The sequence below is a fragment of the Massilia phyllosphaerae genome (assembly GCF_034659755.1).
Classification (GTDB): Bacteria; Pseudomonadota; Gammaproteobacteria; order Burkholderiales; family Burkholderiaceae_D; genus Telluria; species Telluria phyllosphaerae.
The window spans coordinates 405,583-420,630 of sequence record NZ_JAXSQX010000001.1; the positions used below are offsets into that span (position 1 = coordinate 405,583).

Here is a 15,048-nt window from a genome sequence, read left to right on the forward strand (position 1 = left end):
GACAAGGAGAAACACCATGAACAAACTGCTCGCCACCCTGATCGCCGGCCTGTTCGCCACTTCGGTCTACGCACAAACCGCCCCTGCGGTGCAGTCGGGCATGAGCGGCACCGCCGGCGTCACCGCGACCGGCAATGCAGGCGCCGACAAGGACATCGCCAAGGCCGACCAGAAGGAAGCCAAGGAAGTCGCCAAGCAGGACGAAAAGATCCACAAGGCCAGCACCAAGGCCAGCGAAAAGAAAGCCAAGGCCCAGCAAAAGGCCGACAAGAAAATCGCTGACGCTCAGGAAAAAGTAGCGAAGGCCGACCCGGAAGACCAGGCCAAGGCATCGGCCAAGGCCGAGAAGAAGATCGCTGACGCCCAGTACGACGCCCAGAAGACCATGATCAAGGCCGACGAAAAGGCCCAGAAGAAGATCGTGGACGCCAACGCCGACAAGGCCAAGGCACAAGCCAAGGCAACCGAGAAGCGCTCGGAAGCGATGGCTGAGGCGCACAAGGACGCTGCCAAGTAATTCGACGTGCAGAAATAAAAAACGGACCTTCGGGTCCGTTTTTTTTTGCGCTTTGAATTACGTAGGGTGGACGCGGACGGCGAGTCGGCTTTGCCGTCCACGCGGTGAAACGTAGCGGTCGCGCCGTCGAAAACTTGATCGGCGGGCATACGATCGTTGAACGCGTGGACGGCGAAGCCGTCCACCCTACACAAATACACGCTTACTGCCCGCCGCCGTCGGTCTGCCGCATCGCCAGGTCCTTCGCCTTCAACTTGGCGCTCAAAGGCTTGCCCTTCTTGGCGCGCTTGCCGAAGTGCGGCTCCAGGCCGACGCCGAACAGTTCCACGGTGCGCGGCTTGTCGCCGGCCCAGGTGCCGACCACGTTCACGCCGCGCTGGCTGATCGGCTGGGCCGCAGTCAAGGTTTCCTTCGGTTCCAGCTCCATCAGCGTGACGCCGCGGCCGCCGTTGGTCAGCGTCTTCATTTCGTCGATGCCGAACACCAGCACGCGGCCCTTTTCGGACAGGCAGGCGATGGCGCCGGCATTGTCCGGCACCACGCGCGGGGCCAGCGGCACGGCGCCGTCGTCCAGCGTGATGAAGGATTTACCGCCCTTCAGGCGCGTGACCATGTCGCCAGCCTTGGCGATGAAGCCGAAGCCGGCGCTGGTGGCCAACAGCAGGCGGGTATCGGCGCTGCCCGCGAAGTAGTACAGGATGCGCCCGCCGCCCGACAAATCGACCAGCGTGGTGATCGGCACGCCGTCGCCGCGCGCCCCCGGCAGCGCGACCACCGGCACCGAATACGCCTTGCCGTTGTCGCCGATGCACAGCAGGGTGTCGACGGTGCGGCATTCGAAGGCGTAGCCGAGCGAGTCGCCGGCCTTGAAGGTGAACTGGGCCGGATCGTGGCCGATGCCGGTGCGCGCGCGCACCCAGCCCTTTTCGGAAACGATCACGGTCACCGGCTCGTCGACGATCTTCTGTTCGAGCACGGCCTTCTGCGCTTCCTCGATCAGGGTGCGCCGGTCGTCGCCGTACTGCTTGGCGTCGGATTCGATCTCGCGGATGATCAGGCGCTTCATCGAGGACGGGTTGTTCAGGATGTCCTCGAGCTTTTCCTTTTCGCCGCGCAGCTCGGCCAGCTCCTGCTGGATCTTGATCGCTTCCAGGCGCGCCAGCTGGCGCAGGCGGATCTCGAGGATGTCCTCGGCCTGGCGCTCGGACAGGCGGAAGCGTTCGATCAGCGCCGCCTTCGGATCGTCCGCATTGCGGATGATGGCGATGACCTCGTCGATGTTCAGCAGGACGGTCTCGCGGCCTTCCAGGATGTGGATGCGGTCGTTGACCTTGCCCAGCTTGAATTCGGTACGGCGGCGGACCGTCACGAAGCGGTAGTCGATCCATTCCTGCAGGATCTCCGACAGGCCCTTCTGGCGCGGGCGGCCGTCGCCGCCGATCATCACCAGGTTGATCGGTGCCGAGCTTTCCAGCGAGGTGTGCGCCAGCAGCATCAGCATGAACTCGCCCTGGTCAAGGTTCTTCGACTTCGGCTCGAACACCAGGCGCACCGGCGCTTCGCGCCCGGATTCGTCGCGCACCGTGTCCAGCGCGCCGAGGATGGTCTGCTTCAGCGCGAGCTGCTCGGGCAGCAGGGTCTTCTTGCCGGCCTTGATCTTCGGGTTGGTCAGTTCCTCGATCTCTTCCAGCACGCGCTGGCTGGATACGCCCGGCGGCAGTTCGTTGACGACCGCCTGCCACTGGCCGCGCGCCAGTTCTTCGATCTTCCAGCGCGCGCGCACCTTCATCGAGCCGCGGCCGGAGGCGTACATGTCGGCGATGTTCGAGGCCGGGGTGATGATCTGGGCGCCGCCCGGATAGTCCGGACCGGTGACGATGGTCATCAGCTCGGCGTGGGTGATCTTCGGGTTGCGGATCATCGCCACCGCCGCCTGCGCCACTTCGCGCAGGTTGTGCGACGGGATCTCGGTGGCCATGCCGACCGCGATACCGGACGCGCCGTTCAGCAGCAGCATCGGCAGGCGCGCGGGCAGGGTGCGCGGCTCGTCGCTCGAACCGTCGTAGTTCGGCTGGAAGTCGACAGTGCCCATGTCGATTTCGTCGAGCAGCAGGCGCGATACCGGGGTGAGGCGCGCTTCGGTATAACGCATCGCCGCCGCGCCGTCGCCGTCGCGCGAGCCGAAGTTGCCCTGGCCGTCGATCAGCGGGTAGCGCAGCGAAAAGTCCTGGGCCATGCGCACCAGCGCGTCGTAGACCGACTGGTCGCCGTGCGGGTGGAGTTTACCGAGCACGTCGCCGACCACGGTCGCGGACTTGCGCGGCTTGGCGGTCGGGCCCAGGCCCAGTTCGTTCATCGAGTACAGGATACGGCGCTGCACCGGCTTCTGGCCGTCGGCCACGTCGGGCAGGGCGCGGCCTTTCACGACCGAGACCGCGTAGTCCAGGTAGGCGCGCTCGGCGAAGGTGGAGAGGGTCAGGGTTTCGGTGTCACTGCCGTCACCGCCGCCGGCGGGTGGGTTTTGTTGTTCGAAGAGGTTTGCTTGTTGGGTCATGTTCTTTGTTCGTTCCGTTCGGGCGGCATGCGTGGGCACGGGGTGCCCACCCTACGATCGCGGTGACGCGGTAGGGTGGGCTCCCCGAGCCCACGCGTTACCTGCGCATCAGATATCCGCTTCCGTCTCGTTACCGTGCTCTTCCAGCCAGGCCCGGCGCGCGGCAGCCTCGCCTTTACCCATCAGCATGTTGAAGCGCGCCGACGATTCGGCCAGGCCGTAGTCGCCGAAGGCCACCGGCAGCAGACGGCGGGTGTCCGGATTCATCGTGGTTTCCCACAGCTGTTCGGCGTTCATCTCGCCCAGGCCCTTGAAGCGCGAGATGCTCCACACGCCTTCCTTCAGGCCTTCCTTTTTCAGCTTGTCCTCGATCGCCAGCAGTTCGCCGTCGTCCAGCGCGTACAGCTTCTGGATCGGCTTCTTGCCGCGTGCCGGGACGTCGACGCGGTACAGCGGCGGACGGGCGACGCACACGTGGCCATTCCGGAACAGGGCAGGGAAGTGCTTGAAGAACAGCGTCAGCAACAGGACCTGGATGTGCGAGCCGTCGACGTCCGCATCGGACAGGATGCAGATCTTGCCGTAGCGCAGGCCCGAGATGTCCGGATTGTCGTCCGGGCCGTGCGGGTCGACGCCGATCGCCACCGCGATGTCGTGGATCTCGTTGTTGGCGAACAGGCGGTCGCGGTCGGTTTCCCAGGTGTTCAGCACCTTGCCGCGCAGCGGCAGGATGGCCTGGAATTCCTTGTCGCGGCCCATCTTGGCGGAACCGCCGGCCGAGTCCCCCTCGACCAGGAACAGTTCGTTGCGGGTGATGTCGCTCGATTCGCAATCGGTCAGCTTGCCCGGCAAGACGGCCACGCCCGAGGATTTTTTCTTTTCGACCTTCTGCAGCGAACGCAGGCGCGACTGGGCCTGCTTGATGACCAGTTCCGCCAGCTTGCGGCCGTATTCGACGTGCTGGTTCAGCCACAGTTCGAGCGGCGGACGGGTGAAGGTCGAGACCAGTTTCACGGCGTCGCGCGAGTTGAGGCGCTCCTTGGTCTGGCCCTGGAACTGCGGGTCCAGCACCTTGGCCGACAGCACGAACGAGACCCGCGCGAACACGTCTTCCGGCAGCAATTTGACGCCTTTCGGCAGCAGCGAGTGCATCTCGACGAAGCTTTTTACCGCGCCGAACAAGCCGTCGCGCAGGCCGGACTCGTGGGTGCCGCCGCTGACCGTCGGGATCAGGTTGACGTAGGATTCGCGCACCACGGCGCCGGCCTCGGTCCAGGCCACGACCCAGGCCGCGCCTTCGCCTTCGGCAAAACCTTCGTCGCCGGCGGCCGCATACTGCGCGCCTTCGAACAGCGGGATCAGGGTTTCGCCGTCGGAATTCTGCGCCAGCGCTTCGGTGAGATAGCCGCGCAGGCCTTCGTCATAGCGCCAGGTCTGGACATCGCCGGTCTTGCCGTTGGTGAGGGTGACGGTGACGCCCGGCAGCAGCACGGCCTTCGAGCGCAGAAGGCGCTGCAGCTCGGCCATCGGGATGTTCGGGGAATCGAAGTACTTGCCGTCCGGCCAGGCGGTGACGCGGGTACCGTTCTTCTTGCCGCCGCGCTCGGCAGGGCTGGAACTGAGCGGCTCGACCACGTCGCCGGCCTCGAAGGCCAGGTGGTGCATGCCGTTACCCTGCTCGTCCTTGCGCCAGACGGTGATTTCCAGGCGCTTCGACAGCGCATTGGTGACCGACACGCCGACGCCGTGCAGGCCGCCGGAGAAGGCGTAGGCACCGCCCGAGCCCTTGTCGAACTTGCCGCCCGCGTGTAGGCGCGTGAACACGATCTCGACCGTGGACACGCCTTCTTCCGGGTGGATGCCGACCGGGATGCCGCGGCCGTCGTCCTCGACCGTGATCGAGCCGTCGCCGTTCATCGTCACGGCGATGTTCTTGCAGTGGCCGCCGAGTGCTTCGTCCGAGGCGTTGTCGATCACTTCCTGGATGATGTGCAGCGGATTCTCGGTGCGGGTGTACATGCCCGGGCGCTGCTTGACGGGCTCGAGTCCCTTCAGGACGCGGATGGATGATTCGCTGTAGTCGGGTGCGTTTTTCTTGGTGGCCATGCTGGATCTTGATTAAGTCAAATGCTTGCGCATTCTATCTTGTCGCGCGGAAATAGAGCTTCAAAAAACCGCGAAGGCAGCAGTTTCAATCGGAACGCGCGATTTGGAAAGGGGTATGTCGACTTGTACTGTATATAGATACAGTATTCTTGCGTTTCAAGGCCAAGTTTGCAAGGTCAAAGTGTCAATTGACAACGCTAAGTCAGCATCATCATGACATTTCGACATTTTTTTCAGCACAAACGTACCACGCAGCCGCGGCGGGTCTATAGTTGAAACATGGCAGAAGACATCGAGAAGCGCGATACTGCCGGCCCGCCGCAGGACGGATTTCCCGGACCGTCGCGTGTGCCGGATCGGCGCGCCACGGGAGGATCATCGCGCTACCTCCGCACGGGCGACACGCCATTGAACCTGGCCGGACGCGTGCTGCGTTCGCGCTGGCGGGCCTTGACCGACCGTTTCCATCGCGACTTCATGCGGCGCACGCTGCGCATCGGCGTCTCGGCGCGCATCTACCATCCGGAACCCGGCGCCACCGGCCTGCGCAGCAAGAACCTGCAATACCTGGAAGAGTCGATCGCGCAATGGGTGATGTCGCGCGACGTGCTGGTGTTCATGGTCCCGACCGTGAACACGAACGGCCTGCTCCATCCCAGCAACATCACGCTGCGCCACTACGCGCGCCACCTGGATGGCCTGGTGCTGCAGGGCGGCGCCGACGTCTCGCCGATGACGTATTCGGAAAGCCCGACCCGGCCCGAGTGGAGCGGCGACCGCGCACGCGACGTCTACGAACTCGAACTGCTGCACGAATTCGTCGAAGCCGGCAAGCCGGTGCTCGGCATCTGCCGCGGCTGCCAGTTGATCAATGTCGCCTTCGGCGGCACCCTGCACCAGGACGTGGCCACCGACCTGCCCGATGCCCATCCCCACGTGCACGAGCTCTACGACGCGCACCGCCATCCGATCGTGTTCCCGAACGGCTCCTCCCTCAAGAAAATCTTTCCCAGCCAGGGGCGGGCGGTGGTGAACTCGATCCACCACCAGGCGGTCAAGGACCTGGGGCGCGATATCCACATCGAGGCGATGTCGGACCCGGACGGCGTGGTCGAGGCGATCCGCTACCAGCGCGCGCCCTTCGTGATGGGTTTGCAGTGGCATCCGGAATTCCACCGGGCCGGGGGCGGGGATCTGCTGGATTGCACGCCGGTGCTGGATGAGTTCTTGCGGGCGGCGCGGGAGACGCGGCTTTAAGCCATCGTTACACGCCAGACCGTCGCCCCTGCGAAGGCAGGGGTCCAAGTTACATGCGCTATCGAAACGCTTCAAACTTGGGCCCCTGCCTTCGCAGGGGCGACGTTTAGGCAAATATCAACTGAATCCTAGCTCACGATACGGCCGCACCGCCTCTTCCGCCGTATTCCCTGCCACCACCATCTCGCTGATCCCCGACAGCCCCACCACCCGGTACGGCGAGGCCGTCGCCAGCTTTTCCGGCGCAGCGTGCGCAGCAGGGCCCGGATCAGGCGGCAATCGAATTTCGCTTGCATTGCCCATCGGTGCACATCATAATTTGAATGAGAATCATTCTCATAAAGAGATGGTGTTCAACCGAGGAGGGTGGAATGGATCGAGATTTGCCGGACGAACTGAAGTTGCCGGGAGTACCCCCGGATTCGCGCTCTGCGCAGCACGCGGTGCTGGTGGCGGCGGTGCTGCACCTGATGTCGCATTACACGACGCGCGACCGCAACGAGCCCTGCATCAAGCTCGCCTCGGTGATCGAGCGTCACCTGGTCGCGCTGGCGCGCCTGCCGGACGCCGACCCGGTGCTGCGCGCCACCTGCGAGCAGCTCAGCGCCCAATGGGCCGGCCTGGTCGACCGCGCGCTGCCGGCGCCAGTGCCTGTCAAACGGCCGCTGCTGGAACGCATCCTGCGCCCGGGTGTGCGCAAGGCGGAAGCGCTGGCGGCGGTGGCCTGAGCGCGGGCGTCGGGTTTCGGCACGCAGGCCGGGTGTGAAGGCGCCGATCATGTACGCCGATTCCGCAAGACGGCCTCGCGCGCACGATAGAATGCTGGCCGATACCAAACATCGCCAAGCGCACCCCTGCCATGACTCCACCTGCATCGTCCGATCTTCCCAATCCACCCAAGCCACCCGCAGCGGCGCGTCCGCCGATCCGCCTGAGCGCACAGGTGCTGACCTGCCTGGTAATGTGCCTGATCGCCGCGGCCATCATCTGGTTCACGCAGGACGTGCCGCTGGCCGTCTTCACGCGTCCCGCGGCGCCGATGTGGCAGCTGGTGATCGGCCAGGGCCTGGCGCTGCTGGCGGCGGCGGTCTCGTATGGCCTGTACCGGCTGGGCGCCTCGTCCGAGTCCACGGCCAGGACCATCGCGACCTACGCGCGCCTCGACCTGGCCGGCTTCAACCCGCTGTGGATGGCGCTGGCTGCCGCCATCGGCGAGGAAATGCTGTTCCGCGCGGCGCTGCAGCCGCTGCTCGGCGTGTGGATCGTGTCGCTGCTGTTCCTGGTTACCCACGTGCCGGTGTACCGCTTCCGCAAGCTGGACCGGGCGTCGCTGGTGCAGGCCGCCGGGGTGTTCGGCAGCAGCGTGGTGCTGGGCTTGACCTTCCAGTACGTCGGCCTGATCGCGGCGATCCTGGTGCACCTGTGGATCGATATCGTCGGCCTGCTGGTGGTGCGCGCGGCGATCCGCTCGCGCACCATGTGAAGTTTATTTGCTCAACAGGCGCATCGCGCGCTCGAGCCCGTCGATCGTCACCGGGAACATGCGGTTGCCCATGATCTGGCGGATGATGGCGATCGACTGGCGGTACGGCCATAAATTCTCCGGCTCGGGATTGAGCCAGGCGAATTTCGGAAAGGCGTTGACGAAGCGCGCCAGCCACTCGGCGCCGGCTTCCTCGTTGTTGTACTCGACCGAGCCGCCCGGCGCCAGGATCTCGTAGGGGCTCATGGTGGCGTCGCCGACGAAAATCAGGCGCGTGTCCGGTGGGTAGGTACGCAGCACGTCCCAGGTCGGGAAGCGCTCCGCGTGGCGGCGCCGGTTGTGCTTCCACAGGTGGTCGTAGACGCAGTTGTGGAAGTAGAAGAATTCCATGTGCTTGAACTCGGACTGGGCCGCCGAGAACAGTTCTTCGGTGCGCTCGATGTGGTCGTCCATGGTGCCGCCGACGTCGAGCAGCATCAGCACCTTGATGCGGTTGCGGCGCTCGGGCTGCATCTTGATGTCGAGCCAGCCGGCGTTGTTGGCGGTCGAGCGGATGGTGTCGTCCAGCGCGAGCTCCTCGGCCGCGCCCTGGCGCGCGAAGCGGCGCAGGCGGCGCAGGGCCACCTTGATGTTGCGCGTGCCAAGCTCGCGTTCGCCGTCGTAGTCGCGGTAGGAACGCTGGTCCCACACTTTCACGGCGCTGCGCTTGCCGCCTTGGCCGCCGATGCGGATGCCTTCCGGATTGGTGCCGCCGTTGCCGAAGGGCGAAGTGCCGCCGGTGCCGATCCATTTGCTGCCGCCCTCGTGGCGTTCCTTCTGTTCCTTCAGCAGTTCCTGTAGGCGTGCCATCAACTTGTCGTAGCCGAGCTTCTGCAGTTCGGCCTTTTGTTCCGGCGTCAGCTCGCGTTCCAGGCGCTTGATCAGCCAGTCCAGGGGAATGTCGGCTTTGCTGTCGAACACCGTGTCGATGCCCTTGAAGTAGGCGCCGAACGCCTTGTCGAACTTGTCGAAATGGGCTTCGTCCTTCACCAGCGTCAGGCGCGCAAGATAGTAGAACGCGTCGAGCGAGGGCGCGATCACGTTCTTGTCCAATGCTTCGAGCAGGGTCAGGAATTCCTTGATCGTGACCGGCACCTTGGCGTCGCGCAGGGTGAAGAAGAAGTCGATCAGCATCTCACTGGCCTCCGGCGTACTGCTCCAGCAGGTAGTGCAGGTGGGTCTTCACCTCCGGCCATTCGCCGCGCAGGATGCTGTACATGACGGTGTCGCGCACGGTGCCGTCGCGGCGCAGGCCGTGGTGGCGGATCACGCCATCCTTCTTGGCGCCCAGGCGCTCGATCGCGGCCTGCGAAGCGTAGTTGAAATTGTCGGTGCGCAGGCCGACCACGGCGCAGCCCAGCGTATCGAAGGCATGCGACAACAGCAGCAGCTTGCGGCTGGTGTTCACGTGGGTGCGCTGGCGGCTGCGCGCGTACCAGGTATAGCCGATCTCGACGCGGTCGACGGCCGGCAGGATATCGTGGTAGCTGGTGGACCCGATGACGGTATCGGTGGCGGCATCGACCACCGCGAAGGCGAGGCGGTCGGGCATGGCCAGGGCGGCGCGGATGTAGTCTTCGGTGGTGTGCGGTTCCGGTACCGAGGTGATGCGCAGCTTCCACAGTTCGCCGTCGGAAGCCGCGGCGCGCAGGCCGTCCACGTGGTGCAGGGCCAGCGGTTCCAGGCGGATGCCGCGCAATTCGAGGGTGACCGGATCGACGCGGATCATCGGTTGTGCCTCGCCATCGCCACTAGGCGCTCGAACAGGTGCACGTCCTGCTCGTTCTTCAGCAGTGCGCCGTGCAGCGGCGGCACCACCGTGCGCGCATCCTGGCTGCGCAGCGCCTCCGCTGGAATGTCCTCGGCCAGCAGCAGCTTGAGCCAGTCAAGGAATTCCGAGGTCGACGGCTTTTTCTTGAGGCCCGCGACCTCGCGCAATTCATAAAAGCTGTGCAGCGCGGCGGCCAGCAATTCCTGCTTCAGGTGCGGGTAGTGCACCTTCACGATCTCGGCCATCGTGTCGCGGTCGGGGAATTTGATGTAGTGGAAGAAGCAGCGGCGCAAAAAGGCGTCCGGCAATTCCTTCTCGTTGTTGGAGGTGATGATCACCAGCGGCCGGTGCTGCGCCACCACCATTTCGCGCGTCTCGTAGACGAAGAATTCCATGCGGTCAAGTTCGCGCAGCAGGTCGTTCGGGAATTCGATGTCGGCCTTGTCGATCTCGTCGATCAATAGCACCACCGGTGCGGGCGCCGTGAAGGCTTGCCACAGCACACCCTTGACGATGTAGTTGTGGATGTCGCGCACGCGCTCGTCGCCCAGCTGCGAGTCGCGCAGGCGCGAGACCGCGTCGTACTCGTACAGTCCCTGCTGCGCCTTGGTGGTCGACTTGATATGCCACTGCAGCAGCGGCATGCCCAGGGCGGCGGCGACTTCCTCGGCCAGCATGGTCTTGCCGGTGCCGGGTTCGCCCTTGATCAGCAGCGGACGGGCCAGGGTGAGGGCGGCGTTCACCGCCAGTTTCAGGTCATCGGTGGCGACGTAGTTGTCGCTGCCTTCGAAGCGTGGGGAGGCTGGCATGGGCGTGGTCGGCTCGGCTGGCAATGATGTGGGAATGCCATCGAGTATATGCCAGAAACCGGCCGGGAGCGGGCGTGTTGCTTTGTAGACTGAGCCATGGTTCTCATATAGAATCGGCCAGTCGTAGTACAAATGCTATGTTTTTGTGCAGTGCGGTATTCGATCCAACCTTACGATTGCCCAACCATGAAAAAATTGTCAGCTGTACTTGTGCTCGGTGCGCTCGGTTCCCTCGGCAGCGCAGCGGGCGCCGCCGATATCGTCGGCAATCCGAAAGCGGCCCCCAACAAGATCGAACAATGCATCGGCTGCCACGGCATCCCCGACTACAAGACCGCTTTCCCCGAGGTCTACCAGGTACCCATGATCGGTGGCCAGTCCGCCAAGTACATCGAAGCCGCGCTGCAAGCCTATAAAAAGGGCGACCGCCAGCATCCGCAAATGACGCCGACCGCGAAGGTGCTGTCGGACCAGGACATCGCCGACATCGCTGCCTATTACGCGCAGCAGAGCGCGGCCACGCCGAACAAATAACCGGGGACGCCATGAAAAAACTCTTGCTGGCGCTGGTGTGCTGCGCCGTTTCCACGTCGGTCCTGGCCGCCGCCGACATCACGCGCGGCGCCGAACTGGCCAAGAAATACAATTGCGCGTCCTGCCACGGCGCCGACTACAAGACCCCGATCGACCCCAGCTATCCGAAGCTGGCCGGCCAGCACGCCGACTACCTGGCGCATGCGCTGCGCTCGTACAAACGCGGCAACAAGAGCATCAGCGGGCGCAACAACCCGATCATGGCCGGCATGGCGCAGCCGCTGTCGGACCAGGACATGGCCGACATCTCGGTCTACCTGCAAAGCCTGCCGGGGCCGCTTGTAGTTCGCAAGTAGGTACGTAAATAAGTAGGTAAATAAGTGCGCAGGCGAAAAAAATCCCCCCGCCGCATGCCGGCCGGGGGATTTTTTTCAGCGGATGCGCTTGCGCACGCACTCCACGTAAGCCTCGGTATCCGGCTGGGTGTTGTGGCGCTGCGCCGACCAGATCATCTCGCCCAGGCACTCCATGATCTGGTGGTGGGCGTCGTGCTCGCCGATGCGCGCGGCCAGGCCCTCGAAGGCGGCGCGGATGCCGCGCGGCTGGTCGATCGACACCTGCTCGGTGATCGACAGGTGCATCGACAGGTGCAGGAAGGGATTTGGCTGCCCGCCTTCGACCGAATAGTCGCGCGCCACGGCTTCGTCGGCGTCGCCGAGCGCGTCGTGGTATTCCGGGTGGTGGTCGATCCAGTCGGCGGCGATCGCATCCATCGGGGTCAGGATCTCGCCGGCACGGCGCTTGCGGTACGCCTCGCAGAAAAAGCGGCGCACGTCGTTGGAGGAGGGGGTGAACATGATGGGGACGTTGGAAAACGGACGGGAAGGGCGCCATTGTAGCGCGCCCGCTCCTGCTCCGCTGCGGCGGCGCCGGTCTTACAATTTGGCGGCTTTCTGCGGCGCGTCCGCACCGGGGGCGCAACGCGCGCGCAGGTCCGCGTGCAGCGGTGCGGCCTGCGCCTTGTCGCCGCGCGCCTCGTACCAGTCGGCCAGCAGGGCGGTGGCGGTGCAACTGTCGCGGTAGGCCGACGGCGACCCCTGGCCGGTTTCCGCCAGCGCCTGTGCGGCGCTTTCCTTGCCGAGGTAGAAACGCACCATCGGCGCCGGCCAGTCGTCATAGTCCTGAGTCTTGAAGGCGGTCTCGAGTTCGCGCGCAGCCAGCCCGGTCTCGCCGTTGGCTACCCGCGCGTTGTACAGCCACAGCGGGGCGAGGCGTTCGTCGGGCATCTGGTCGAGCGCCGCGCGCAGCAGGGAGACGGCTTGCGCGTACTTGCCTTCGGTGTAGTACTGGCGTCCCAGGGTCAGCTTGGCCTCGGCGTGGCCCTGCGCCACCGCCTTGTCCAGCCAGGCACGGGACTGGCGCGCGTCGTGCCCCATCCCGCTGCCATGCAGGTAAACCTGCGCCAGCACGAACTGCGCATCGGCATTGCCGCCTTCGGCTTCCGCGCGCACCCACGGCGCGATGCCGGCCGGGTGGCCGAAGATATCGCCGCCGATGTAGGCGACGTACAGCTTTTGCTGGCGCATGGCGAACAGCACGTGGTGGGCGCGCAGGAAGTCCTGGCCCAGCAGCAGGTCGGGCGTATATTCCGACTGCGAATCGATGACCCCGAGCCGCACGTTGCCGATCTTCTCGGTGCCGATCTCGAACGACTGGACCGGGATGCTCCAGCGCGCGATGCGCTTGGCGCCGATGCCGCTGCCCTCGCCGAGCAGGCGTGCATCCGGTGCCTTGACGTCGATGCCGATGCGCGTGGCCGCGTCCAGCGTCATGACCGTGCTTGACGCGCCAGTGTCGATTATCGCATCGACTTCCTTGCCGTTGATGCGCACCGTGAAATGCGGATTCGGGCTGTGCCCGCGCGTGCGCGCGAACGGCACGTCGGTCGCCGGCTCTTCCCAGTAGTTGAGCGGCGTGTGGTCGCAATCCTGCCCGCGGAAGAACTTGATCTGCTTGGCGCGCAGGTCGATTTCGAAGTCGGCCTGCAGCAGGAAAGGGGCGCCGACGATGGCGTCGTAGCCCGGCGTGGCCCCCATCGACTTGATGATGGACAGTTCCTTCCTGCCCGGGCTGCTGATCGGACCAACCGAGAAATCCTTTAGCCGTGCCGAGTACAGGCGCGACTTGCCGCCGACGCCACGGATCGTGCTCAGCGTCACGCGCAGCGGCAGGTCGCGCTTCAGGGTGGCGGTCATGGTCAGGTAATTCGCATCGGCGCCGGTATCGACCAGCATCACGGCCGGCATGCCGTCGATCACGCCGGCCACGGCCGGCTGCAGCGCGGTGCCGGCGTAGCGCAGCGGCAGTTGTGCGATTTCGGCATAGTTGCACCTGGAGGTTGAACTGTCCTGGGCCTGGGCCAGCTGCGGCAGCAGCAGCAGGGGCAGGGCGGCTGCGCCGAGGCCGCGCATGAGGTGGAGCGTCTTCATCGAGTCGGTGTGTCCTGGTTGGTTGCGGCGGATGCCGGGGTGGTGCAATGGGTGCGGGCGGCCGCCTTGAGCGCGTCGGCGCGTGCCTTGTCGCCGCACGCGGCGTGCCATTCCGCCATGTACGTCTCGGCCTGGCAGCTGCGGCTGCGCGCGGCGGGCAGCGCGCGCCGGGTCGACCGCGAAGTCGCGCACTTCCGCCATGTGGATCGCAGAGGTGCCGCCGACGCCGTGCACGCGGCGTGGCGTGGGCTGCAGCGCCAGTCCGTGGCGGTTGGCACCGTTCAGCGTCAGGTGGATCATGAATGCGCTGGTATCGACCAGCATGGTCGCCGGCTTGCCGTTGATGGCGCCGTCGATGGCGGATGCCAGCGCGAGCGCCAGCAGATGGTAAAACGATCTCATCGGTCGACACGTCGAATCACGGTGCGGATGATTCTACTGCGCAACCTTATAGATAAATCAATCAATATATAAAAAAAGGCAAGTCCGCCGGCGATCGGCGGAACTTGCCTTTTTTTGTGTTGCGTCTACGCTACTTTTGGTAGCGAATTCTCACTCTTTGTCACGCGCTAGCACCAGTTTGGCGCTGCTGGATGCATCGGCGATCGCCTTGCTGGCCACCACCACCGCCTTGCTGCTGGGGTTCGCAGCCGGCTTGCTCTGCTGATTGCCGGGCTGTCCCTGCGAACGCGACGCATGCGGCTGGCGCAGGTAACGCGAACTGTGGCGCCGCTCGCCCTGGCCGCCCGAAGGCCAGGTCAGGAAGCGCGACAGCTCCTGCAATGCGCGCTGGTAGACGTCGCGCTTGAACTCGATGACCACGTCCAGCGGCACCCAGTAGTTGTGCCAGCGCCAGGCGTCGAACTCCGGATGATCCGTCAGGCGCAGGTTGACGTCGTTGTCGCGGGCCACCATGCGCAGCAGGAACCAGATCTGCTTCTGGCCGCGGTAATGGCCGCGCACCTCGCGCTTGATGAAATGATCCGGCACTTCGTAGCGCAGCCAGTCGCGGGTGCGGCCCACGATCTTGACGTGCTCCTGGCGCAGGCCGATTTCTTCCTCGAGCTCGCGGTACATCGCCTGTTCCGGCGTCTCGCCGTATTTGATACCCCCTTGTGGAAATTGCCATGAGTGCTCGCGCACCCGCTTGCCCCACCACACCTCGTTGTTGGCGTTCAGCAGGATGATGCCGACGTTGGGGCGAAACCCTTCACGATCGAGCATGATTCACCTCGAAACTTTCTGCCGGCTTTTGCTCTCTTAAATTTTTACTTACAAATCCTGACACCCTGCCAAACCTACTGCGCGTTGCATTTTTGATCTGCGATGCTCGCTGTACTCACGTACAGCTGCGTTTCTCGCACTAAGCGTGCCTATCAAACTGCTGCCGCTCCCTACGGTTTTTCAGGGTGTCATTCAAGCATGTCTGTCGTTCTCAAGCACAGGAAGAACGCCAAGCACCACTTGTTTCGGACCCATTTGTATAAAG

The 15,048-nt window shown here is 64.6% G+C and carries 15 protein-coding genes; 6 read left to right on the forward strand and 9 right to left on the reverse strand.

What is annotated here, in order from left to right:
* The first annotated feature begins 16 nt into the window (after positions 1–16).
* Complete coding sequence (locus tag U1H99_RS01820; RefSeq protein ID WP_323140071.1) at positions 17–517, forward strand: hypothetical protein; 501 nt, start codon at positions 17–19, stop codon at positions 515–517.
* Between the two features lie 202 nt (positions 518–719).
* Here the strand turns inward: U1H99_RS01820 and parC are convergent, their stop codons facing one another.
* Both parC and U1H99_RS01830 read right to left on the reverse strand, forming a co-directional pair.
* Entirely contained in the window at positions 720–3,071 is a 2,352-nt protein-coding gene (gene parC / locus U1H99_RS01825) for a DNA topoisomerase IV subunit A (protein ID WP_323140072.1), read from the reverse strand.
* A 108-nt stretch (positions 3,072–3,179) separates the two neighbouring features.
* Positions 3,180–5,177, reverse strand: coding sequence for a DNA topoisomerase IV subunit B (locus U1H99_RS01830; protein WP_323140073.1), 1,998 nt, complete (start codon positions 5,175–5,177; stop codon positions 3,180–3,182).
* Between the two features lie 279 nt (positions 5,178–5,456).
* On the opposite strand from U1H99_RS01830, the gene U1H99_RS01835 reads away from it, so the two are divergent.
* The gene (locus U1H99_RS01835) at positions 5,457–6,434 is read left to right on the forward strand and encodes a gamma-glutamyl-gamma-aminobutyrate hydrolase family protein (protein WP_323140074.1); all 978 of its coding nucleotides are present in this window, start codon (positions 5,457–5,459) and stop codon (positions 6,432–6,434) included.
* Between the two features lie 117 nt (positions 6,435–6,551).
* On the opposite strand, the gene U1H99_RS01840 is transcribed toward U1H99_RS01835, so the two are convergent.
* Positions 6,552–6,737: a hypothetical protein gene (locus tag U1H99_RS01840; RefSeq protein WP_323140075.1), complete on the reverse strand. Its 186-nt coding sequence runs from the start codon at positions 6,735–6,737 to the stop codon at positions 6,552–6,554.
* A gap of 68 nt (positions 6,738–6,805) precedes the next feature.
* On the opposite strand from U1H99_RS01840, the gene U1H99_RS01845 reads away from it, so the two are divergent.
* Positions 6,806–7,162: a hypothetical protein gene (locus U1H99_RS01845; protein WP_323140076.1), complete on the forward strand. Its 357-nt coding sequence runs from the start codon at positions 6,806–6,808 to the stop codon at positions 7,160–7,162.
* A gap of 131 nt (positions 7,163–7,293) precedes the next feature.
* Positions 7,294–7,917 (forward strand): CPBP family glutamic-type intramembrane protease, encoded by a 624-nt coding sequence (locus tag U1H99_RS01850; protein ID WP_323140077.1) that lies wholly within the window; start codon positions 7,294–7,296, stop codon positions 7,915–7,917.
* A gap of 3 nt (positions 7,918–7,920) precedes the next feature.
* On the opposite strand, the gene U1H99_RS01855 is transcribed toward U1H99_RS01850, so the two are convergent.
* From U1H99_RS01855 to U1H99_RS01865, 3 genes are read right to left on the reverse strand one after another with little or no spacing between them, the layout of a single operon-like run.
* Positions 7,921–9,090 carry a vWA domain-containing protein gene (locus tag U1H99_RS01855; protein ID WP_323140078.1) on the reverse strand — a complete coding sequence of 390 codons (1,170 nt, stop codon included), beginning with the start codon at positions 9,088–9,090 and terminating at the stop codon, positions 7,921–7,923.
* Between the two features lies 1 nt (position 9,091).
* Positions 9,092–9,685: a GNAT family N-acetyltransferase gene (locus U1H99_RS01860; RefSeq protein ID WP_323140079.1), complete on the reverse strand. Its 594-nt coding sequence runs from the start codon at positions 9,683–9,685 to the stop codon at positions 9,092–9,094.
* On the reverse strand, positions 9,682–10,536 hold the full coding sequence (locus U1H99_RS01865) for an AAA family ATPase (RefSeq protein WP_323140080.1): 855 nt from the start codon (positions 10,534–10,536) through the stop codon (positions 9,682–9,684). Before U1H99_RS01865 ends, U1H99_RS01860 begins: the two co-directional genes overlap by 4 nt.
* A gap of 186 nt (positions 10,537–10,722) precedes the next feature.
* On the opposite strand from U1H99_RS01865, the gene U1H99_RS01870 reads away from it, so the two are divergent.
* Positions 10,723–11,070 (forward strand): c-type cytochrome, encoded by a 348-nt coding sequence (locus tag U1H99_RS01870; RefSeq protein ID WP_323140081.1) that lies wholly within the window; start codon positions 10,723–10,725, stop codon positions 11,068–11,070.
* Between the two features lie 11 nt (positions 11,071–11,081).
* The gene (locus U1H99_RS01875) at positions 11,082–11,426 is read left to right on the forward strand and encodes a c-type cytochrome (RefSeq protein WP_323140082.1); all 345 of its coding nucleotides are present in this window, start codon (positions 11,082–11,084) and stop codon (positions 11,424–11,426) included.
* Positions 11,427–11,501: 75 nt separating this feature from the next.
* Here the strand turns inward: U1H99_RS01875 and U1H99_RS01880 are convergent, their stop codons facing one another.
* The 3 genes from U1H99_RS01880 to U1H99_RS01890 form a co-directional block, all read right to left on the reverse strand.
* Positions 11,502–11,927: a DUF1841 family protein gene (locus U1H99_RS01880; RefSeq protein WP_141831760.1), complete on the reverse strand. Its 426-nt coding sequence runs from the start codon at positions 11,925–11,927 to the stop codon at positions 11,502–11,504.
* 78 nt (positions 11,928–12,005) lie between these two features.
* Positions 12,006–13,961, reverse strand: coding sequence for an aspartyl protease family protein (locus U1H99_RS01885; RefSeq protein ID WP_323140083.1), 1,956 nt, complete (start codon positions 13,959–13,961; stop codon positions 12,006–12,008).
* A gap of 150 nt (positions 13,962–14,111) precedes the next feature.
* Positions 14,112–14,783, reverse strand: a complete 672-nt coding sequence (locus U1H99_RS01890) for an RNA pyrophosphohydrolase (protein ID WP_323140084.1) — start codon at positions 14,781–14,783, stop codon at positions 14,112–14,114.
* Positions 14,784–15,048 lie beyond the last annotated feature (265 nt).